The sequence below is a fragment of the Bacillus cereus genome (assembly GCF_007678085.1).
GTDB lineage: Bacteria > Bacillota > Bacilli > Bacillales > Bacillaceae_G > Bacillus_A > Bacillus_A cereus_BE.
Window position 1 is genome coordinate 83,984 of sequence record NZ_VEDW01000007.1, and the last position, 22,582, is coordinate 106,565.

Consider the following 22,582-nt stretch of genomic DNA (forward strand, 5'->3'; position numbering starts at 1 on the left):
ATGATTAAAATATTAGTCGCAGATGATCATGCTTTTTTACGAGACGCAATTCGGAGCATACTAGAGGATGAATCTGATATGAAAGTGGTTGGAGAAGCTAGCTCTGGGGACGGAGTATTGGAAAAAGTAGAAGAATGCAGACCAGATTGTATTTTGATGGATATTAATCTTCCAGGGAAAAATGGTATTGAAGCTACAGAGTTGGTGAAAAAAAATTATCCGAATTGCCGAGTACTTGTGTTTACAATGTATGAGCATGATGAGTATTTAATGGATGCACTCCAAGCTGGTGCTGATGGGTATTTATTGAAAGATTCATCATCGGAGCAGGTAGTAGCAGCAATTCGGATGTTATATCGAGGCGATTCAGTTATTCATCCGCGTATGACTAAAAAATTAATTACATATCATCAGCAAAAAATGAAAGTAGAATCAAATGAAAATGAACTGACGGAACGTGAAAAGGAAATTCTCTTTGAATTAGTAAAAGGACTTAGTAATAAAGAAATTGCTGAAGTTCTATATATTAGTGATAAAACAGTTAAAATTCACATCAATAAAATTTTTAAAAAACTAAATGTGAAAAGTCGATCGCAAGCAGTGATTTATGCTGTTCGAAATCAATTGGTTCCGTTGGATTAAATAAGAGATCTTTAAAAGAACTATCGTGTTTCTTTATTCTATATTACAAAGAATAAAGAGCAAGGTAGTTCTTTTGTACTATGCAGACATAGAATCCTTAGAGAAAAGATACTCCTTTTGTTTAATTTTCAGAATAATCTAAATGTGGAATAATAAAAATAGAATTACATTTTAACCTTGTTAATAATTCATTTTGTAAAAATATTTTGTTGAAAATAAATGATGGGGGGCTCTTATAGAAAGAGTAGAGTGAGTGATTAGCTATATGAGGTATGGGGATGGTAGTGGTGTTGGAAATCTTTCGTGATACAAAATATTAAGATTACTAGAGTTTCCAATGCTGAATGGGAATTTAAGAGTCAATTTGTTTCAAAAAATAATATTAAAAATGGGGAGATGCAATATGAAACGAGGGAAATTTGGAAAGATACTTATTGGAACGTTAACAGCTGGAATGTTATTGTCTCAAGGGATTCCATATAACGTATTAGCGGAAGAGGTAAATACATCTACTTTAACTGGAATTGATGATGCAAATGCTATCTTGAAAGGCCTTACAAAGGAACAACGTAATGCCTTGAAAACGTTAGATACAAAACCAGGTTTTGTTATTTCGCCAGGTATCAATACAACAAGTCCTAATAATGTGAATGTGATTATAGAATTTAAGCAAGCACCTAGCAAAATTGAAGTATTAAAACAAGCGGCTAAAGGGAAAAAGGTAGCTCTTTCAAATGCAGAACAAAAGGTAGAAGCATCACATAAAGGATTTAAAGCAGAACTTGAACAGCTTCAAAAGAATAAAGAGAAAGGGACACATTTAAAAGCTGCAAAAATAACAAGAGAATATAAGAATGCTTTTAATGGTGTAGCGATTTCTTTACCCGCGAATATGATTGAAGATTTAGTTCGTACCGGTATGGTTAAGCGTGTATGGGAAGATCGTGAGGTCAAAATTGATTTACCGAAAGAAACAGCTAAGGTAGGGATCGAGCCAAAAATGGCAGATAGTGTACCGCAAATTGGTGTGGACAAGCTACATGATGAAAAAATAACAGGTAAAGGAATTAAGGTAGGTGTACTGGACACAGGTATTGATTACAACCACCCAGATTTAAAAGATGCATATAAAGGATATCGTGCAAAACAAGGTGAAGATCCAAGCAAAATTGATCCAAATTCTATAAAGGGATGGGACTTTGTTAATAATGATGCTGATCCGATGGAAACAACGTATAAGGATTGGCAAAATTCTGGAGGGTATCCTGAGATTTATGAGGGAAGTGCATATTATACATCCCATGGTACTCATGTAGCTGGAACAATTTCTGCAGACAAAAAGAATAATGTAGATTATGCGGTTAAGGGCGTTGCTCCAGATGTAGATTTATATTCATATCGTGTATTGGGGCCATATGGAAGTGGTCAAACAAGTGGTATTCTTGCTGCGATTGATAAAGCAGTGAAAGACGATATGGATGTTATCAATTTATCACTAGGAGCGTCTATTAATGATCCTTTATATCCTACTTCTATCGCAGTGAATAATGCGATGTTAGCTGGTGTTGTTACAGTAGTAGCAGCTGGTAATAGTGGTCCGGGAGAAGGTACCATTGGATCACCTAGTGCAGCAGCACTTCCCATTACAGTGGGAGCCAGTGACGCTGCAATGACTATTCCAACGTTTTCCGCCGATGCAGGTGATGTACATGTAGATAAGATGATGCTACTTGGAAAAAGCTTTACTGATAAGATTGAAGATTTGAAAGGAAAATCCTTATCAGTTGTATATGCAGGGCTTGGGAAATCAGCTGATTTTACAGGGAAAGATATAAAAGGGAAGTTAGCTCTTGTCCAACGCGGTGAGATTACATTTGATGAAAAAATTAAAAATGCTAAGGAAGCAGGCGCAAAGGCAGTAATTGTATATAACAATGTAGCTGGGGAAATTACAAGTTATCTTGGAGAAAGTACATCATCTATTCCATCGTTCCGCTTAACAAAAGTAGATGGTGAGAAATTACAAGCAAAAGCTGTACAAGGAGATGTGTCGTTAGCGTTTGGAGAACTTAGTAATATAAAAACAGAGGGAGATCACTTAGCTGATTTCAGCTCCCGTGGTCCCGCAGCTAAAACAGATGATATTAAGCCAGATATTGTAGCACCAGGTGTGTCTATCTTCTCAACTGTTCCTGAATATATTAATGATCCAAAGGATGGAGAAAATTATCCAGTAGCGTATGGACGTATGTCAGGTACATCTATGGCAACTCCTCATACTGCAGGGGTTGCGGCACTGATTTTACAGGAACATCCAAACTATAGTCCATTTGAAGTAAAAGAGGCACTTATGAATACCGCAGTTGATTTAAAAGAAGAGCATTCTGTATTTGAGGTGGGATCAGGAAGAATTGATGCATATCGTGCAGTTCATGCAGACACATCTATTGAGGTTATCGATAAAACATCAAACGTTGTAGATGATGAAGAAATAGAAATTGAAGAAAAAACAGGTTCTATTGCATTTGGGTATAAAAATCAAATTGAAACTGGGCCTATTAAAGATAACCGAAAAGTGTTAATTAAGAACAGCAGTAAAACAGATGGGAAAGAGTTTAAATTAGAAGTAGAGTTTTCACCTACGAGTGTAGGTGTGCAAGATGCAGCGAAGAATGGTGTGAAGCTAAACGTACAAGATTCTATTAAAGTAGCTCCTGGTACATCAGGGGAAATTAGCCCTGAAATTATCATTCCAGAAAACGCTGAATTCGGTAGATATGAGGGATATATTCATATTTCAAATAAAAACAATGAAAAAGAAGTATATCAAGTACCATTTGCAGTTAAATTCACAGAAAAAGGGATTGCGTCTGTGGATTTACTGAGAGATGCAATGGCAACAGATGCATCTAAATTCCATCCATTTATGGAAAGACCTAGTTCGCCTTTGACATTTAAATTAAATAGTCCTCTTGAAACCATTGATGCAGTTGTGAAGGACCGAAAGACAGGGAAGGCATTAGGAGTCGTTGGTACACTTAATGCAAGTAGTCTAACACCAAATGTTGAGTATATGATGTTTTCTGGTATGGGAGGGTATGTACTTCCATTCACAGGAGATCCAGCTCATCCAATTGGGGATAAACCTGTTATGTTGCCTGATGGAGATTACGAATTGAACTTCGTTGGATATGATAAAGAAGGGAAATCGTATACAAAAGGCGATAGCATAATCATTGATAATGTAATACCTGAAATGAAATTTAAGGATGTACAACCTGGTATACACGAAGTCAATGATTCCATGTTTAAAGAAGAAGACGGCCAACGTGCATTATGGGTGCATGGTAATATTTATGATTCTACAGTAGATGCATTAAAGGCAAAAGGCTTGCAGTATGACCAAAAAGCTAATCAAATTGTATATTATCAAAACTCAGCCTTCCCATCAGGTTGGTTGAATACAATTCAAGCAAATGGTGATTTTAAATTTGGAGTACTTCCAGAGGAAATAAATGAGCCGTTAAATTTAAAATTATTTGGATATGACCTCGCAACTGCAGGGAATATGGCAACTGGATATAAAGATTATGTCTTTGTAAAAGAAGGTACAGAATACGCTGTTCCAAGTTATGACAAAGATAAAATCAAATTAGGAGAGAAAATTACGTTAACTTTGAATCTTAATAATGTAAAACAGCTTATGTCAGGTACATTTGAAATTCCTTATTACAAGCAGTTATTTAAATTTACAGACGTGAAACCAAATCCAACACTTACGGAATATGTAAAACAACATGGACTGAACCTTAAATTAGAAGATCCAAAGATAAGTGAAGAAGGAGCTTGGGAAAACAAGGTGAAAGTTGGCGCGTCATTGGAAGGAAAAGAATTTAAAGGATTAGATGGAGATACACCATTTTTAGATGTTACATTCGAGATGACGAGTGATGAATACTTTAATGATTTAACTGCATTTGGAGTAGATAAGTTCTCTTATACAAAAGTTGGTGCAACAGAAGGCAATGAGATTCCTGTGTTTAAAGATAAACCTTTTGCTATTGTTTCAAAACATTCAACGGTTACAGGATATATTGGTCTGGAAGCTTTCTTGAATGAAGAGGGGTATTTAGGTAAGAAAGACTATACAAAACTAGGAGCAAAGGTGTACGCAGTTGGCAAGGATGGAAAGAAATATACAGGAACGATTAATGAAAATGGGCAATTTGAGATTCATAGTGTTCCAGTAAGCGATAAAGAATATGATATTTTCGTAGAAATGCCAGGTCATTTAAATAGTAAATTAACAACAAAAATAGGGAAGATGCAAGACGGTGAATTAGTGGGACAAAACTTTAGAGCTGACATGGATGATAACCTTGCAGGTGATGTAAACGGCGATAAAATGGTAGATATTCAAGATGCTAGAATAGCGGCTTTATCGTATGGAAAAGGAAAAGTATCTGTAAAAGATGGAGATATAAATCAAGATGGTGTTGTAGATGAAACAGATATTCGTTTTATTGAGAAAAACTTCTTGAAAAAGGGGCCAGATGCTAAAGGAAATCAGAAACCGAAAGAAAATGTAGGGCCAGTGACATTAGATAAAATCTTACGCTCTATTGGCTTAGAACCCAAAAAATAAGTGGACAAACTTCTAGAGTAAATAATGCAATCAGACAATGAATAGTAAATGAAATGAGATTAGCTAACAAATGACCGGTAATGATTCACGGTAATATTACCGGTCATTTTAAAAGTAATAGTCGTTTGGGTACATGAGGTAATTAGTTTAAACTAAGTTCGCTTTCGATATGGGGCAAGGTAGTTGTTTAATTATTATTGTTTGTGGGATGGAAATAAGGTTTGTAGTTTGAACTTTAAAAATAGGGGGACTTGTGAAATGAGTATTAAGAAAAAACTTGGTATGGGTGTTGTAACTGCAGCACTTGGCGTATCTTTAATTGGCGGGGGAACATATGCGTATTTTAGTGATAAGGAAGTATCACAAAACACTTTTGCAGCGGGTACTTTAGATTTGAGTGTGAATCCTGAAGTTGTTATTAATGTCGACAATATTAAACCAGGTGATGAAATGGAGCGTGGTTTTCAATTAGTAAACAAAGGAACTTTAGCAATAGGAGATGTGAAACTTCTGACAGATTACAGTGTAATTGATGCTAAAGGAGATAATGGAAATGCTGATTTTGGTGATCATATCCGTGTTGATTTCTTGTGGAATTTGGATAAAAATGAGGTTCCAATTTGGTCTACTACATTATCTGAATTAAAGGTAGCTACGCAAAACGGAAGTATTCCTGATCTTGTACAAAAAGGTGTTGTAGACCGAGAAGGAAATGGACTTGCTCCTGGTGATGATGATACTTTCTATGTAATGTTCACATTTGTAGATAATGATGAAGAGCAAAATATATTTCAAGGAGATTCATTAAAATTAAATTGGACTTTCAATTCAATGCAGACAAAAGGTGAAGAGAAATAAAAATAAATGTTATATACGAGAATCCATTGATGAAGAATTGAGAAATAGAATTTTTAATAGTGTAAGGGTTGATTTAGTGAATCAACCCTTTTTTGTTTTGAGAGAAAATTATGCTGGAATTATTTGAGAAAAATAAGCTTGAAAGTTACGTTACGTCATCTTTTATACTGTAGAAAATAGGATATAGGGGATGATATAGATGACTTTGAGGCATATGTGGGGATGGAAAGAAATTTTATATTTATTAGTTTTCGTATTTCTTATTGTCCCAATAACAGTTGAATCTCTTTTTTATGAATATGCTTTAAAAATAATAGGGAACTCATTATATGCTGGAGTATTAATGGGATTTATAATGGCGGTGATATTTACTACTGTAGTTTATCTTTTTTGTATAAAAAGATATCAACTGTCTTGGAAAGATATTGGAATTCGAAAGCTTTCATGGAAAGGTTTTTTATGGACAGTTATAGCATTGATTACCTTAATTGTAGTTAGTATTGCTGTATTAATGATAATGGAGAAAATGGGTATTTCTTTTGAAAATAGTAAAACGGAGACGGTCCAAAATGATAAATCAATATATTCTTTCTGTATCGCGGTAATTGGAGCAGCAGTTATATCACCAATTTATGAAGAGATTTTATATCGAGGTGTTTTTTATACATTTTTCCGTGATAAATATGGTATATGGGGTGGAGTGCTTATAAGTTCTATAATATTTACTGTTGTTCATATTCCAACATATAACACATTACCAGTGAATTTTTTAAGTGGAGTAGTATTTGCGTGGTTATATGAGAAAACAAATTCTATTTTATCAGCTATGATTGCCCACGCATTATTCAATTTCATAGCAGTACTTCTCACATTTGTGTCGAATTAAGAAGATATATAGGAGGGATACATATGGAAATAGCAGTAGAACGAGTTTTTACAAAAGAAATTTTAGCAAGAGCAGCAAAGACATTTCGTGTAACAGTGGAAGAGAAGCCACTTGGAGATTTTGAAAATTATATTTTTAAAGCAAAGGGCGATCGTGGCGAAGATTACGTATTACGTTTAACCCACTCTTCTCATCGTTCAAAAAAAGAAGTCGAAGCTGAACTAGATTTTTTACGATATGTTGCGGAGAACGGAGCAAAGGTAGCAGGACCTCTTTATTCAACGTCTCAAAATCTTGTAGAAGAAATTGGAGCAGAGGATAAAACTTTCTTTTTCGCTTCCTTATTTACATATGCAAAAGGTGAGCAAGTAAAAGGAGAAGGATCGCCTTATTGGGGAGATGCTTACTTTGAAGCATGGGGAAAAGCAATTGGCCAACTGCATCGTCTAACAATGAACTATCCTAAAACAGCCTATCGTGATACGTGGGAAGAAGACGAGAGCGGGATTGTTAATGAATTAGAGGATAATCAAGTGAAAAAGATTGCTACGGTATTAATGGATGAGATAAAGGCTCTTCCAATTGAAAGAGAAACGTTCGGTCTTATGCACGGTGATATTCATCCAGGTAATTTTCATTATGATGGAAATGAGCTAACAATCTTTGATTTTGATGATGCGACTTATAATTACTTTATACACGATTTAGCAATGGTTCTCTATTACTCTGTTCTATTTACACCGTGGACAACGGAAGAGAAGACAGATTTTGCTCGTAAACAATTGCAAGTGTTACGAAAAGGATATGAGTATGAGCACAGACTGGCGGATAGTTGGTATGAATCGTTACCGCTATTTTTACGTTTACGTGATATAGGTTTATATGGCACGCTTCAAAAGAAGTTTAAAGGGAAAGATATGCCAGATAACTTCCGGAAATTATCAGAAGAGCTGTACGAAAGAATTATAAAAAGAGAAGCAATTGTGAATATATAATACATTTTGTTCAAAACAAAGTATATAAAATAAATATATACTTTGTTTTTTTATACAAAAATATGTTTACTTTATTAAAATAATATTGTCCTAGATTCGGTATACACTTATAATTTTATATATATTCTGAATATTCTTTATAAAGAAGGAGGGGGAATGTTGGAAGCTTTCGTAAATTGGTTAAATAATATTGTTTGGAGTCCAGCACTTGTTTATTTATGTTTAGGAGTAGGTTTATATTTTTCTATTCGAACGAGGTTTTTACAAGTAAGGCATGTAGGAGAAATGGTGAAGCTGACATTTCAAGGTGAAAAATCAGAGGCTGGTGTTTCTTCATTCCAAGCGTTAGCACTTTCATTATCAGGGCGCGTTGGGACAGGGAATATAGCTGGGGTAGCAACAGCGGTTGCATTCGGTGGACCAGGAGCTGTATTTTGGATGTGGGCAGTGGCTTTTTTAGGAGCAGGATCAGCTTATGTAGAATCAACACTCGCGCAAATATATAAGACGAAACATCAAGGACAGTTTCGCGGTGGACCTGCTTATTACATTGAAAAAGGTTTAGGTGTGAAATGGTATGCATTAGTATTCGTTGCAGCGACAATTCTTGCAACGGGGCTTTTACTACCAGGTGTGCAAGCAAATAGTATTGCCGTAAGTTTAGAAACAGCTTTTGGAATTAACACTACCGTATCAGGGGCTTTATTAGTTGTTGTATTAGCTCTTATCATCTTCGGTGGAGTAAAGCGAATCGTTAACGTTGCACAAGTTGTCGTACCGTTTATGGCAGTTGGTTATATTTTAGTAGCTTGTGTTATTGTTGCTATGAATATTGAAAAATTGCCAGAAGCATTTATGTTAATTATAAGAAGTGCTTTTGCTTTAGAAGCGGCTTTCGGTGGTATTATCGGTTTAGCAATTTCTTGGGGAGTAAAACGTGGTATTTATTCCAATGAAGCAGGGCAAGGAACTGGACCACATGCAGCAGCTGCTGCGGAAGTATCACATCCAGCTAAGCAAGGTTTAGTGCAAGCATTTTCCGTTTACATTGATACATTATTTGTTTGTTCAGCAACAGCATTTATGATGATTATTACAGGCATGTATAACGTATTTGATGCAAGCGGAAAAAACTTTATCGTAAATAAATTAAATGGCGCTCAGCCAGGACCAGGATATACACAGGCAGCGGTAGAATCTGTTTTCCCTGGATTTGGAAATGGTTTCGTTGCAATCTCGTTATTATTCTTTGCATTTACAACAATTATGGCGTATTACTACATTGCAGAAACGAATATCGCGTACTTAAATCGTGATAAAGACCGTCCTTGGCTGTCTATGGTACTAAAATTTGTATTTTTAGGAGCTGTATTCTACGGCTGTATAAAAACAGCAGCAACAGCTTGGGCTTTAGGTGATATTGGTGTAGGAATTATGGCATGGGTAAATATCATTGCGATTTTACTATTACAAAAACCTGCATTAGTCGCATTAAAGGATTATGAAAAGCAGAAAAAAGAAGGAAAAGATCCAGTATTTGATCCAGGGCCATTAGGAATTAAAAATGCTGATTTCTGGGAGCATGAATACGGAAAAGATAAGAAAGAAGAAGTATCTTAATCGAATAGAAGTGAAAAAGCAAAGGGAAAATCCCTTTGTTTTTTTTATGGACAAAATGAGGCTGGAAGTTATTTTTTTGCCTATTTTTGAATATAAAAAGAATGTACATGCTTTGTTAGGGGAAGGGGGGAGTATGGTGATAGAGTTTCGTAATGTAAATAAATATTATGGCAACTTTCAAGTTTTAAAAGATATTAATGTGCAAGTGAAAAAAGGTGAAGTGGTAGTAGTTGTTGGGCCTTCAGGATCAGGAAAAAGCACATTGCTTCGGTGTATAAATCAGCTAGAGACAATTACAGATGGAGAGTTAATTGTACAAAATACGGAGGTACACAATGCGAAAACAGATATGAATGAATTACGCCGAAATATCGGAATGGTCTTTCAACATTTTTATTTATATCCACATAAAACGGTTCTTCAAAATATTACACTAGCACCTATTAAAGTAAATAAAGTTTCAAAAGAGGAAGCTGAGAAAACAGCGATGTTTTATTTAGAGAAAGTAGGAATCCCGGAGAAGGCTAGTGTATACCCGCATCAATTATCTGGAGGACAACAGCAAAGGGTAGCAATTGCTAGAGGGCTTGCAATGCAGCCAGAAATTATGCTATTCGATGAGCCTACGTCTGCTCTTGATCCAGAGATGATCGGGGAAGTACTTGATGTTATGAAAACGCTAGCTAAAGAAGGGATGACGATGGTCGTTGTCACGCATGAAATGGGATTTGCGCGAGAAGTAGCAGATCGGATTTTATTTATGGATGATGGCAAAATCATTGAGGATACAACACCGGCGCAATTTTTTGCGAGCCCTGAACAAGAAAGAGCACGTTTATTTTTAAGTCGAGTGTTAAATCATTAAAGGAGGAATTTCATGTTTAAAATGAAAAAGTTGTTTACCTTAATCGTATTTTCATGCTTATTCGTACTTGTCGTTGCCGGGTGCGGAAGTAAAAAAGATGAGGCGAAGGAAACGAATACGAAGCAAGGCGGGGCTGTTGAGCAAATTAAGAAGCGAGGGAAACTAGTAGTTGGGGTGAAGAATGATACGAACTTATTTGGATTGAAAAATCCTTCAACAGGGCAGGTAGAAGGATTTGATGTTGATGTTGCAAAGGCGCTTGCGAAAAAAATTCTCGGAGATGAAAAGAAACTAGAATTAAAAGAAGTAACGTCTAAAACGCGTATTCCACTACTGAAAAACGGTGACATTGATGCAATTATCGCAACAATGACAATTACGGAAGAACGCAAAAAAGAGGTAGATTTTTCAGATGTATATTTTAAAGCAGGGCAATCGTTACTCGTGAAAAAAGGAAGCGATATTAAAAGTATTGATGATGTGAAAAAGGGTGTAAAAGTGTTAGCAGTAAAAGGTTCAACATCGACAAATAACATTCGTCAAAAGTCACCGGAAGCGACTGTATTAGAATTTGAAAATTACAGTGAGGCATTTACGGCGTTAAAAGCAGGAAAAGGTGATGTTTTAACGACAGATAATGCAATTCTTTACGGCATGGCAAAACAAGATTCAAATTATGAAGTTGTAGGGAAAATTTTTACGGATGAACCATACGGAATTGCAGTGCAAAAAGGTGCAGATGATTTAACGAAAGAGATTAATAGCTTAATTAAAGACATGAAAGCAAGCGGAGAGTATGACAAATTATATGAGAAATGGATTGGGCAAAAACCAGAGAAGTAAAGTGATAAATAGCAAAAGTGAGAGGATGAGAGTACTCATCCTCTTCTTCTAAAGAAAGAGGGGAGAATATGTGCCTGATTTTTCTATATTAACGAATAACATTGATATGTATTTAGAAGGATTTAAATATACAGTGATGTCTAGTGTAATCGCATTAATTGGAAGCTTTATTTTAGGGGTAGCATTGGCTGTAATGCGCATTGCACCGATTCGTATTTTAAATTGGTTGGGGGCTACTATTGTAGAATTTGTAAGAAATATTCCGCTCGTATTAATTGCATTTATATTTTATTTCGCTTTACCTGTAATAGGAATTACTTTAAATGGTTTTGTAGCAGGAACAGCTACGCTTACCGTATATACTGCAGCGTTTATTGCTGAAGTCATTCGCGCTGGTATTTTATCAGTTGCGAAAGGCCAAATGGAGGCAGCACGTTCCTCAGGATTGACTTATACGCAAGCAATGTACCATGTCGTTTTACCCCAAGCGATGAAAATTGTAATCCCTCCTCTAGGAAACCAATTTCTTAACTTAGTAAAAAACTCTTCCATACTTGGAATTATTGCTGGTGCTGATTTAATGTATCAAGGAGATTTAATTTCAACGAAGACGTTTGTTACGTTCGATGTTTATATATTTGTCGGGATGTTTTATTTAATATTAACAATTCCGCTCAGTATGCTAGTGCGTTATTTAGAAAAACGCTTAGCAAAGGAGGCGGTGTAAATGGATTTTAAGGGAGCTATAACGGGTGATCATATTCTCTTTTTATTAAAAGGATTACTCATCACATTAGAGGTAGCACTCGTAGCGATTGTACTTAGCTTTATTATTGGTAGTGTAATAGGAATATTGCGCTACATGAAAATCCCTGTAGTCTCACAAGTATTAGGAATTATCGTTGAAGTGATTCGAAACTTACCACTACTTTTAATTATATTTTTCACATATTTTGCACTTCCAGAAGTAGGATTGAAATTAGAAATTATAACAGCTGTAATTGTTGCTTTAACAATATTTGAAGCAGCAATGATATCTGAAATTGTTCGAAGTGGTTTATTATCTATTGAAAAAGGACAGATTGAGGCCGCAAGATCTTCAGGATTAACGTATGTGCAAGCACTTTGGCATATCATTTTACCACAAGCATTAAGAAGAATGGTCCCGCCGCTTGTCAGTCAGTTTATTTCATTGCTGAAAGATACATCATTAGCAGTTGGTATATCACTGCCAGAGCTTATGCATAATGCTCAAATTATTAGCGGACAGAATGTAAATTATATGATTCCAACGTTTATAGTAGTAGCTTGTATGTACTTTATCGTAAACTATAGTTTATCAATTTTATCGAGAAGATTAGAACTTCGTTAACCTTTACAATATATGTAAAGGTTTTTCCTTGTTTCTCCTTATTTTCCTTTAATTATAATCTAATCTCGCGATAATTCGATTTTTTATATTATTTTATCAGAAAAGTTTTAATTTTATATAGAAAATGTAATCGCTTTCGTGTATATTTTTATTATCAGAAAATTTTAACAAGATATAGGGGTATTTGTAGGGGGAGGATTTAGATGCAGCAACCAACGAATGAGAAATTACATCGTACGATGAAGAGTAGACATTTATTTATGATCGCACTAGGTGGTGTAATCGGGACTGGTTTTTTCTTAGGTTCAGGTTACACCATTAATCAGGCTGGACCAGGGGGAGCCATCCTTTCCTATTTAGTGGGCGGATTTATTATGTATTTAACAATGCTTTGTCTTGGAGAGTTAACGGTAGCGATGCCAGTTTCAGGTTCTTTCCAAAAGTATGCGACGAAGTTTATTGGACCAGGAACGGGCTTTATGATCGGCTGGCTATATTGGCTTGGTTGGGCAGTAACAGTAGGACTAGAATTAACGTCAATCGGTTTAATGATGAAAAGATGGTTTCCGAATGTTGATGTTTGGGTATGGTGTCTCGTATTCGGTGTTATTTTATATGCGTCAAACGCAATTTCGGCGAAAAGTTATGCTGAATTAGAATTTTGGTTCTCTAGTATTAAAGTAGTTACCATTCTTGCCTTTGTTGTTCTTGGTGGTAGTGCATTATTAGGGTTTATATCATATGACGGAAAAGAAGCAGCACCTCTATTTTCTAACTTTGTAAGCGATGGTGGATTATTCCCGAATGGACTAGCTGCTGTATTACTTACGATGATTACAGTTAACTTCTCGTTCCAAGGAACAGAGTTAATCGGGATTGCAGCGGGAGAAAGTGAAAATCCAGAAAAAACAATTCCACGCGCGATCCGTAATACAGTATGGCGCATTATGTTATTCTTCATTTTAACAATGACGATTTTAGTAGGATTAATTTCTTGGAAAGAAGCTGGCGTAATTGAAAGTCCGTTTGTAGTTGTATTTGATAAAATCGGTATTCCATACGCAGCTGATATTATGAACTTCGTTATTATTACAGCGTTACTATCTGTAGCGAATTCAGGATTATATGCGGCAACTCGTATATTATGGTCACTTGCAAATGAAGGAATGGCACCAACTTCTTTCAAGAAAGTAAATAAACGTGGCATTCCAATTACAGCACTAGTTGTAACGATTGCGGTAGCTGGCCTTTCTTTATTCACAAGCTTCCTTGCAGAAGATACAGTATACATGTACTTATTATCTATAGCTGGTTTATCGGCTGTTTCAAGTTGGATCATTATTGCTCTATCGCAACTTCGCTTTAGAAGTCAGTATATAAAAGGCGGAGGAAAGTTAGAGGACTTAAAGTATAGAACACCACTATATCCAATCGTTCCTATTTTAGCTTTAATTACAAATAGTATCGTTGTTATTAGTTTAGCGTTCATTCCAGAACAAAGAATGGCGTTATATTGTGGTATTCCATTTATCATTTTCTGCTACATATATTATTATATGAGTAAGAAACGGAAGAAACCGATGAAAGTGGAGATGGAAAAGGCAAATGAAACTAATAATCAAACACGATGATATTGAGGCGGATTTATCGTATGGTCCATTAGCGATTGGAAAAGAAAACGGGTATTCACCGTTACAATTACTCGTTTCTTCTATCGCAGGATGTAGTGCAATTGTCTTTCGAACAATTTTAGAAAAGAAACGTATTACATATGATACGTTTACAATTGAAACGGAAATTGGTAGAAGTGAAGCTTTATCAAAACCAGTTGAAAGTATTCATTTGCACTATAAAATTAAAGCACAAAACATTACAGAAGAGCAGTTGGACAAAGCACTGCAACTTGCAGTGAAAAATTGCACGATTGTTCAATCGGTAAAAGATAGTATAAAGGTTACGGAAACCATTGAACTAATAAAGTGAAACATAAAAACGTGAGAGTCGTATTCTCACGTTTTTATGTTTTAGAAAGAGGGGAAAGTGCAATGGACTGTTTAGGCTGTAAATTAGCCAACGAAGAAGAAATTATATATAAAATATATGAAGATGACTATGTAACATGCTTTTTAGATCATGAACCTTTCTATCCAGGACATACTTTAATTGTGCCGAAGCAGCATGTTGTAGAAGTGGACGAATTAGATGATGTTATAGCGAAATCCATTATGGATGCTTCTAAGCTGATTGCAAAAGCGATTAAGCTATTATATAAACCTGATGGAATTACAATTTGTCAAAATGGTGGAATATTTAATGAGTTAACGCATTATCATATGCATGTCGTACCGAGATATAAAGAGCGCTCGTTTGCTGAGTTTTATACGGTACAGCTAGGAGAAAAGAAGAATTATAACTTGGAAGAGACACAGAATTTGTTACAAGAAGCGATAGAGCAAATACTGCTTACTAAAAAGGCGTAAGAGGGATGTTCTTAAGGAAACAGTCAGGAAAATTCTAATAAACAAAAGCCCAATTTCTCAGTTAAAATAGAGAAATTGGGCTTTTGTTTATTCTGTTATTTAATTTTAACTATAAATAGATATTGTAGTGTCACAAAGTATATCGCCCATTCGTTATATAGAGTGAGAGGAGGAATTATATGAAAGTTACAAACAACAATTATGAAAAGATGGAAGAGCTATACGAGTTGTACGAACAAAAAATTTATTATGTAGCGTATTCTATTTTAAATAATATTCAGCAGGCTGAAGATGCAGTTCAAGAGACGTTTATTACTCTTTATAAAAACTTGGAAAAGCTCCATAGTTTGAATACTCAAGAGCTTAAACGTTACATTTTGAGGGTCGCGAAAAACAAGGCAATTGATAGTTACCGGAAAAATAAACGACATGAAACATTTTTAGAAGAATATGAAAGAGAATCAGTAGAGGCAGTAGATGAAAATATTGAAGAGTGGGAAAAACGTAAAATGTCTGAGGTTCAAATTGATGCATTGCTAAAAGAGTTAAACGAATCTAATAGACAGGTGTTTAAGTACAAAGTCTTCTATAACTTAACGTATCAAGAAATTTCAAGTGTCATGGGGATAACCGAGGCAAATGTCCGCAAGCAGTTTGAACGCGCTCGAAAACGAGTCCAAAATATGATAGGAGGTATACAACATGACGAATTCAAAGAACTCCAAAGAAATATATGAACTTGCTGAAAAAATTGCTTTAGATGATTTTGATAAACTTGAAAAACAACATGAATTTTCACATACATATACGCGCAAAAAGAAATTGTTTATGGAGGAAATGAAGCTGCAAGATGGACAACCGCAGAAAAAGCGTAAAAAACATCGTATGTTAATCGCTGCTGCTTGCTTATTGATCGGCATGCCGACAACCGTTTTTGGAGCAGTGAAAGTCTATAATATGATCGTTCAAAAACAAAATTATGAAGTAAATGTTTCCTTAACAAATAAGGATTCGAAAAAGAGTGATCAGTGGTATAAGTTGAAGGTTGGTAAATTGCCAGAAAATATGGAAGCAATTGATGATAGTGCTATGAAATATTCCTTTAAAGATAACTACGCACTGGGCGGATTTTCATTCGTTCTTTGGAGAGTAGAGGGGAATTCAGACTTTCCAACTCTGTACTCGAAAAGTTATGAAGAAAAAGAAATAAATGGTAAGAAGGCAGTAATTGTATATAGAGACACTGGAAATAAAGATTTAATGTTTAATAGAGTAATTTTTCTCTATTTTGAGGAAGAAGGAATTATGTTACAAAGTTACATTGGAAATGATATAAACGAAGAACAAATGATGGATGTGTTAGGGAGCGTTTCACTTGAGCCTACATCAAAGGAAAAGTCATCACATATAAGCGATTATGATAAAAAGTATTTTAGCCAAGAAGGTAAAACAACTAAGGTAATTCCTTTGAAAAAAGATAGCAAACGACTATTTCGTATAGGGCAAAAGGTTCCAGTAACGATATCTATGGATAACAGCCAAATTGAATATGTGATAGAAAAAGTTGAAGTTTTTGATGCAATTAAAGATTTTAAGCAAGAAAACTTTAGCGAAATGGGATTAGGGAGACTAAGTGAGAATCAAGCTTTGGATCAAGCAGGAAAATTGATACCATATAGGCGGGATGAATATAAAGTGGGAAATGGTAAAGAGTCAATTGATAAATTGATAGAGTGGAAATTAGTTCACCCTAAATTTGTCTACCTGACAACAACAGTGAAAAATATAGGTAAAAAGGAGACAGAAGAAATTTATATGCATCCATCCATAAAAGTGCTTCAAGGTAAAGGAAATGCATGGAAGTATGCTGGGAAAGATGGAATCGCAGAAAAAAATATTATGACAGGCGAGGTTGATTATTTAGAGCCTCACGGAGATGGAAAAAGCTTCTACAATATTGGCAGTATCCGACCAGGAGAAACGGTAAAAGTTAATTTAGGTTATTTTGTAGATGAGGATAAACTAGATTCAATCTTTCTGGATGCTTTCAATTACAGAGGGAGCGGTGACACTGAAAATATGAATTCGAAAAATCGTTGGTGGTTTGATATTCGTCAATAGTAAAACAATAAGACTAAAAAGCTGCTTATAGTTAGCAGCTTTTTTCATCTTCATACATATGTAAAATTTCTTTCGCACGCATACGTAAACCATCTATCAATTCTTTCGGCTCTAAAACTCGTGCATCTTTCCCGAGTCTATAAAATAAAGGAGTAATAAAGTTAATTTCACCTTTATCAATTGTTGAATGTATATATCCTGTCCCGTCTTCGTTGACTACCACGAATTCTTCAAGGTAAGGAACACTTTTACATTGGCGCACGCCTTCTACTGTTAATGAGACATGTAACTGGGTAGGAATGTGTACTACGTTAGAGCTAGAGATAAACCATTCTTCTAAATTCATAAATGTATCTTCATTTTCTTCTGTTGATAATATAGAAAGAATACGATCAACGCGATACAGTAAAACTTTTTTTCTGTTGAAGTCATAGGATGGTAAGTACCATAGCCCGTCATGAGCGTATACACCGATAGGATGAACATGTTTTGTTTTTATCCCTGATTTAGATTCGTATTGAAAATGTAAATTTTTATTTTCAATAGCCGCGGTTAACACTTCGTTTAAAAGAGGTGTATCAATTGTTCTCTTCGGATTCCAAAAGGCGATATAAGAACGTATTTTATCAACTTTCACTTTCGCATCATGTTGTAGGGAGCTATACAGTTTATGCGTAACGGAATTGATTTCTGTGTTAAAAGGTAAGTCTCGATAGTAACTTAAAGATTGAAAAGCAAAAAAGATGGATACTGCTTCTTCTTCGGTAAATAAAATAGGCGGAATGACTCTATTCGTTAATACTTTATATCCTCCGTTACGACCTTGTTCTGCGTAAAGGGGTAATCCCATATCACTTAAATCTAAAATATATCTATGGACAGTACGAACAGAAATGTTAAATTCATCAGCTATTTCCTGAGCTGTAAATGTTCTTTTCGCAGAAGCGAATATAAGAATGTCTAGTAAACGTTTTGCTTTTGACAACTATCTCACTCGTTTCTTTTTTTAACATGACATGAATTGTCATGTTTTAAGGTTAGTATAGTGTGTATAAGGTCATTTTATCAATATACGTTGTAAGGAGGACAAGAGATGTCACGTGAAGTTGTTTTATTTATAGCCGCTAGTTTGGATGGATATATTGCGAAAGAAGATGATGATTTAGAGTGGTTAATGGAAACCGAAGGAGAGGGGGATAACGGTTATACAGAAATGTACGAAACGATTGATACAATAATTATGGGAAAAAGAACGTACGATTATGTAGTAGAGCATATAGAACCATTCCCGTATTTAGATAAAAAATGTTATGTTTTTTCTAACTCACAAAAAGGTTCAAACGAACACGTGGAGTTTGTAAATGAAGATGTAGTGGAGTTTACAAAAAGGTTAAAAGCACAAGAAGGATCTAAAATATGGATGGTCGGTGGAGGAAGTCTACTAAGAGAGTTCTTTAAGAATAATTTAATTGATGAATATGTTGTTACAATTACACCGCATATATTAGGTTCTGGAGTTCCGTTATTCCAAGATAAGAACCCGGAAATTAATTTAACTTTAACGGATACGAAACGTTTTGGGCAATTTGTAAATTTATATTATAAAGTGAAACTTTAATCAGTGGGGGTCTTAATGCCCGGCAAATAGCGGGATAAAGAAACACGACTACTATCAATAGTCGTGTTTTTGTATAGATGGCAATGAAATAATAAAGCAAGATCCGTGATCGACTTCGCTCGTTACAGTAATAGTTCCGCCGTGTAGTTCTACAATTTCTTTTACGATAGATAACCCTAAACCAGTTCCGCCTGTAGCTCGTGATCTTGCTTTATCAACTCGATAAAAACGATCGAAAATGTGAGGGAGGTCTTCAGGCGGAATACCTTCGCCTTCATCTTCAATTGTAATGGAAATACGTTTATGTTCTTCTATAACAGAAATGTTTATATGAGAATGTTCTTTTGAATGTCTGTAAGCGTTATTTAAAATGTTTACCACAACTTGTTCAAATCGTTGTTCATCTAAGTTCACTAGCAGTGTAGGAGGACAAGAGAAAGAAACTTTAATGTATTTTTCTTTATATATGGCATTTACTTTTTCGGCTATGCGAGTCAGGAAGGTGTGTAAATGTACTTCCTTTACTTGAATAGAAAAGTTATGTTGTTCCATTTGTGCAAGTGAAAATAAATCTTGAACTAAGTTTGTAATGTAATCAGACTCATCTTTTATAATAGATAAATATCGCAAACGTTGCTCAGGAGATGTGGTTTCTTTTAAAGCAATGTCAGCATAACCTCTTACGTATGTTAACGGTGTTCGTAATTCATGAGCAACACTTGCTAAAAATTCACTTCGCTCTGTTTTCATATAATGTAAATCATTAGCGAGCATTTGAATAGATGACGCTAGTTCACCAATTTCATCATTTCGAGTAGTGGTTAATGAAACAGATAAATCGCCTTTACTCATTTTTTCAGTGGCATGTTTCATGTGTAACAATGGTTTTGTTAACAACCGTGATAAGAGAAAGATGGTGATGGCTGTTAATAGAAAAGTAATGACTCCGGAAATAATGAATTGTCTTGTTAGCCCGTTAACCATTTCCTCGATTGATTCCGTTCCGAGGAACATATATACATAGCCTTCCGTTTTCCCTGCCACTATAATGGGGCTAACTGTACATATATAATTAGATGTTTTCCAATGATTCTCTATAATTGCTCCGTCGTGATCTGTCCGTGTTTGCATCTTTTCAATATGCTTTTTTATAGTAGTATTAATTTCATTAGATTTAGCTAGTACATCCTTATTTGCATTTGTAATAACGACAGTGGTTTCGGCTTCGGATTCCATTAGTGCAACATGGGAGATTGTTTGCTTATCAAAATACTTTTCAAGGACATCTCTGTGACTATTTCCGCGCTTTAATAAAGCTGTCATTTCTTCATTTACTCTATTGTTGACAAGGCTATAATAAAGCAAGACAAATAGAACGCTTTCGATTAAAAGTGTAACAATTAAAAAATAAAATCCGAGCTGAATAGAAATTCGCTTCATCGTTTTGCTCCTTAATCTAAAGTATCAACCCATCGATACCCGACTCCATAAACAGTTTTTAAATGGTGATCAATAGGAAAATTTACTTTTCGCAATTTATCACGCAAATTACGAATATGTGAATCGACTGTTCGATCTTCTGTATTTGTATTTAATCCCCAAATTCGTTCAATGAGCTGATCGCGGCTTAATACGTAGTTCACATGACGTAAAAATAATCCGAGTAAAGAGAATTCGATTGGAGTGAGAAGAAGTTCTTCATTATCGACAGAAACGAAGTGTTTTGCCTCATCCCATAAGATGCCGTGATATTGGATTTGCGCGTGTTGATTCGTTCGCCTTAAAACAGCTTCAATTCTTGCGAAAAGCTCCTCTTCATGGAAAGGTTTCGTTACGTAATCATCCGCTCCAAGTTTTAATCCTTGAATGACATCTACTGTTTGATCACGAGCCGTTACCATAATGATAGGAACGTTACTAAATGATCGAATTCTTTTGCACGTTTCCCATCCATCCATCTTTGGCATCATAATATCAAGTAAAACAAATTTGAAGTTTTGATTTTCTATATGTGAAATAGCTTCTTCACCGGATACTGCACATACGCAGTTGTATCCGATGGGAGTAAGATAAAGTGTTAATAATTCAAGCATTCTCGGCTCATCATCTACGAGTAGTATATCAACCATAGAGTACCTCCGCATTTGTATTTATTACTTAAATTGTAAGTCAAAATCATGAAGAAATGGTGCAGATTATCATGGGTCTGCATAATTTCTTCAGAATTGCTTGTTATTGTAAAGTTGAAATTCCATTTTAGGTAATCATATTGACTCGAAAACGATTCATACGGAGGCGGTATAGTGAAAAAGATGACCCGAATTTTTGGGATAACAATAATTGCAGCAGTTGGTCTTACGGCTTGTGGGCAAACGAACACAGATCATAAAAATCATGAATCTAAAGAAGAGAAAAAAACAGAGCAAAAGGAAATGAAAATGAATCAGGAGGTAACTGCGCCGAAAGAAATGAACGAAGGTGCATCGAATGATTTATTAACGACAAGCTTAAAAAATGTAACGAGATTAAACACAAACGATCCGCTGCAAATGGCAGTATTAACTTCGCAAACGATATGGCCAGCAACGCATAAAGAGAATCAGCCAGGCGCTATTATTTTAGTACCAGTAAATGAGTGGCAATTAGGTATTGCGAGTGCGGATCTTATTCATCATCCGAATAACGGGCCAATTTTATTTATAGAAAAAGAAAAGGTACCCGAAATGACGTTAAAAGAAATAAAACGATTAAATCCACTCGGAACGAAAGACGGAACACAAATTATGGTGATGGGGGATGTAGGTGCATCTATCCTCGAGCAATTAAAAGAGTATAAAGTAAAGCAAATAAAAGAAACGGATCCAGCTACATTTGCTAAAGATGTGGATAAAGAATATGCCGATATAACAGTAAGCTACCCAAATAGTGTTATTATCGGATCGTCTGAAGAAGAAGGACGTTTATATACAACACCAGCTGTAAATTGGATCTCTCATATGCCAGAACCGCTTTTATATACAGAAAAAGAAAAGGTGCCAGAAGCGACGATAGAAGCATTAAAAATGAGAAAAGATAAAGCGAATATATATGTATTAGGACCAGAAAAAATCATTTCAAAAGCAGTAGAAAAAGAGTTAAGTAAATACGGAAAAGTAACGCGTATTAGCGGGGAAACGCCAACAGAAAATTCGGTTGCATTTGCGAAGTTTAAAGATGAGAAAACGAAATTTGGCTGGGGGTTCACAAAACCAGGTCACGGTTTATCATTTGTTTCAAGCAAAACACCAGATTTAGCAGTTGCAGGAGCACCATTTTCACATATGGGTAAACACGCACCTGTTGTATTGTTAGAAGAAGGAAAAGCTTCACAACCAGTGTATGACTTCCTTGCTAGTATTCAGCCGAAGTTTAAAGATGACCCAACCCTTGGACCGTATAACCACGGCTTCTTATTAGGAAGTACGAGTGATATTTCATTTGAAACACAAGGTATATTGGATGAGAGGTTAGAGATTGTTCAGGAAAGTGGTCAAGGGCACGGTGGACATTAATATAATGAGCAAAGGCGCTACCGAAGTAGCGTCTTTTTTTTAGGAAACTTTTACATAGCAAAAATATCTCCACTCGTTATATAATA

General features: G+C 35.3%; 20 protein-coding genes. 17 read left to right on the forward strand and 3 right to left on the reverse strand.

What is annotated here, in order from left to right:
* The 15 genes from FS742_RS24715 to FS742_RS24785 all read left to right on the forward strand — a co-directional run bounded on the left by FS742_RS24715 (window position 1) and on the right by FS742_RS24785 (window position 17,327).
* The gene (locus FS742_RS24715) at window positions 1–642 is read left to right on the forward strand and encodes a response regulator (RefSeq protein WP_000590658.1); all 642 of its coding nucleotides are present in this window, start codon (window positions 1–3) and stop codon (window positions 640–642) included.
* Window positions 643–1,045: 403 nt separating this feature from the next.
* Complete coding sequence (locus FS742_RS24720) at window positions 1,046–5,287, forward strand: S8 family serine peptidase (RefSeq protein ID WP_144615770.1); 4,242 nt, start codon at window positions 1,046–1,048, stop codon at window positions 5,285–5,287.
* 258 nt (window positions 5,288–5,545) lie between these two features.
* Window positions 5,546–6,145, forward strand: coding sequence for a TasA family protein (locus FS742_RS24725; RefSeq protein ID WP_144615772.1), 600 nt, complete (start codon window positions 5,546–5,548; stop codon window positions 6,143–6,145).
* A 199-nt stretch (window positions 6,146–6,344) separates the two neighbouring features.
* On the forward strand, window positions 6,345–7,031 hold the full coding sequence (locus tag FS742_RS24730) for a CPBP family intramembrane glutamic endopeptidase (protein ID WP_144615774.1): 687 nt from the start codon (window positions 6,345–6,347) through the stop codon (window positions 7,029–7,031).
* 23 nt (window positions 7,032–7,054) lie between these two features.
* Window positions 7,055–8,026 carry a phosphotransferase enzyme family protein gene (locus FS742_RS24735; RefSeq protein WP_144615775.1) on the forward strand — a complete coding sequence of 324 codons (972 nt, stop codon included), beginning with the start codon at window positions 7,055–7,057 and terminating at the stop codon, window positions 8,024–8,026.
* Between the two features lie 159 nt (window positions 8,027–8,185).
* Window positions 8,186–9,646 carry an alanine/glycine:cation symporter family protein gene (locus FS742_RS24740; protein ID WP_000387178.1) on the forward strand — a complete coding sequence of 487 codons (1,461 nt, stop codon included), beginning with the start codon at window positions 8,186–8,188 and terminating at the stop codon, window positions 9,644–9,646.
* A gap of 136 nt (window positions 9,647–9,782) precedes the next feature.
* Window positions 9,783–10,511: an amino acid ABC transporter ATP-binding protein gene (locus FS742_RS24745; RefSeq protein ID WP_164970758.1), complete on the forward strand. Its 729-nt coding sequence runs from the start codon at window positions 9,783–9,785 to the stop codon at window positions 10,509–10,511.
* Window positions 10,512–10,523: 12 nt separating this feature from the next.
* Window positions 10,524–11,354 (forward strand): glutamine ABC transporter substrate-binding protein GlnH, encoded by an 831-nt coding sequence (glnH, locus tag FS742_RS24750; RefSeq protein WP_101167998.1) that lies wholly within the window; start codon window positions 10,524–10,526, stop codon window positions 11,352–11,354.
* 70 nt (window positions 11,355–11,424) lie between these two features.
* Window positions 11,425–12,081, forward strand: coding sequence for an amino acid ABC transporter permease (locus FS742_RS24755; protein ID WP_144615779.1), 657 nt, complete (start codon window positions 11,425–11,427; stop codon window positions 12,079–12,081).
* Window positions 12,082–12,726 carry an amino acid ABC transporter permease gene (locus FS742_RS24760; protein WP_000345976.1) on the forward strand — a complete coding sequence of 215 codons (645 nt, stop codon included), beginning with the start codon at window positions 12,082–12,084 and terminating at the stop codon, window positions 12,724–12,726.
* 203 nt (window positions 12,727–12,929) lie between these two features.
* The gene (locus tag FS742_RS24765; RefSeq protein WP_144615780.1) at window positions 12,930–14,357 is read left to right on the forward strand and encodes an amino acid permease; all 1,428 of its coding nucleotides are present in this window, start codon (window positions 12,930–12,932) and stop codon (window positions 14,355–14,357) included.
* The gene (locus tag FS742_RS24770) at window positions 14,332–14,709 is read left to right on the forward strand and encodes an OsmC family protein (protein ID WP_144615782.1); all 378 of its coding nucleotides are present in this window, start codon (window positions 14,332–14,334) and stop codon (window positions 14,707–14,709) included. Before FS742_RS24765 ends, FS742_RS24770 begins: the two co-directional genes overlap by 26 nt.
* A 62-nt stretch (window positions 14,710–14,771) precedes the next feature.
* Window positions 14,772–15,206 carry an HIT family protein gene (locus tag FS742_RS24775; protein WP_144615784.1) on the forward strand — a complete coding sequence of 145 codons (435 nt, stop codon included), beginning with the start codon at window positions 14,772–14,774 and terminating at the stop codon, window positions 15,204–15,206.
* Between the two features lie 179 nt (window positions 15,207–15,385).
* On the forward strand, window positions 15,386–15,943 hold the full coding sequence (locus FS742_RS24780; RefSeq protein WP_144615786.1) for an RNA polymerase sigma factor: 558 nt from the start codon (window positions 15,386–15,388) through the stop codon (window positions 15,941–15,943).
* Complete coding sequence (locus FS742_RS24785) at window positions 15,909–17,327, forward strand: anti-sigma factor (RefSeq protein WP_144615788.1); 1,419 nt, start codon at window positions 15,909–15,911, stop codon at window positions 17,325–17,327. Before FS742_RS24780 ends, FS742_RS24785 begins: the two co-directional genes overlap by 35 nt.
* A 31-nt stretch (window positions 17,328–17,358) precedes the next feature.
* On the opposite strand, the gene FS742_RS24790 is transcribed toward FS742_RS24785, so the two are convergent.
* The gene (locus FS742_RS24790; protein WP_144615790.1) at window positions 17,359–18,312 is read right to left on the reverse strand and encodes a helix-turn-helix transcriptional regulator; all 954 of its coding nucleotides are present in this window, start codon (window positions 18,310–18,312) and stop codon (window positions 17,359–17,361) included.
* Between the two features lie 108 nt (window positions 18,313–18,420).
* Here FS742_RS24790 and FS742_RS24795 point away from each other — a divergent pair, with 108 nt between their 5' ends.
* Entirely contained in the window at window positions 18,421–18,945 is a 525-nt protein-coding gene (locus FS742_RS24795) for a dihydrofolate reductase family protein (protein WP_144615792.1), read from the forward strand.
* A 54-nt stretch (window positions 18,946–18,999) separates the two neighbouring features.
* On the opposite strand, the gene FS742_RS24800 is transcribed toward FS742_RS24795, so the two are convergent.
* Both FS742_RS24800 and FS742_RS24805 read right to left on the reverse strand, forming a co-directional pair.
* A complete protein-coding gene (locus tag FS742_RS24800) occupies window positions 19,000–20,385 on the reverse strand; it encodes a sensor histidine kinase (RefSeq protein ID WP_144615794.1) in 1,386 nt (461 codons plus the stop codon).
* An 11-nt stretch (window positions 20,386–20,396) separates the two neighbouring features.
* A complete protein-coding gene (locus FS742_RS24805; RefSeq protein WP_144615795.1) occupies window positions 20,397–21,074 on the reverse strand; it encodes a response regulator transcription factor in 678 nt (225 codons plus the stop codon).
* Window positions 21,075–21,248: 174 nt separating this feature from the next.
* On the opposite strand from FS742_RS24805, the gene FS742_RS24810 reads away from it, so the two are divergent.
* Window positions 21,249–22,496 carry a cell wall-binding repeat-containing protein gene (locus tag FS742_RS24810; protein WP_144615797.1) on the forward strand — a complete coding sequence of 416 codons (1,248 nt, stop codon included), beginning with the start codon at window positions 21,249–21,251 and terminating at the stop codon, window positions 22,494–22,496.
* The last annotated feature ends 86 nt before the right edge of the window (window positions 22,497–22,582 follow it).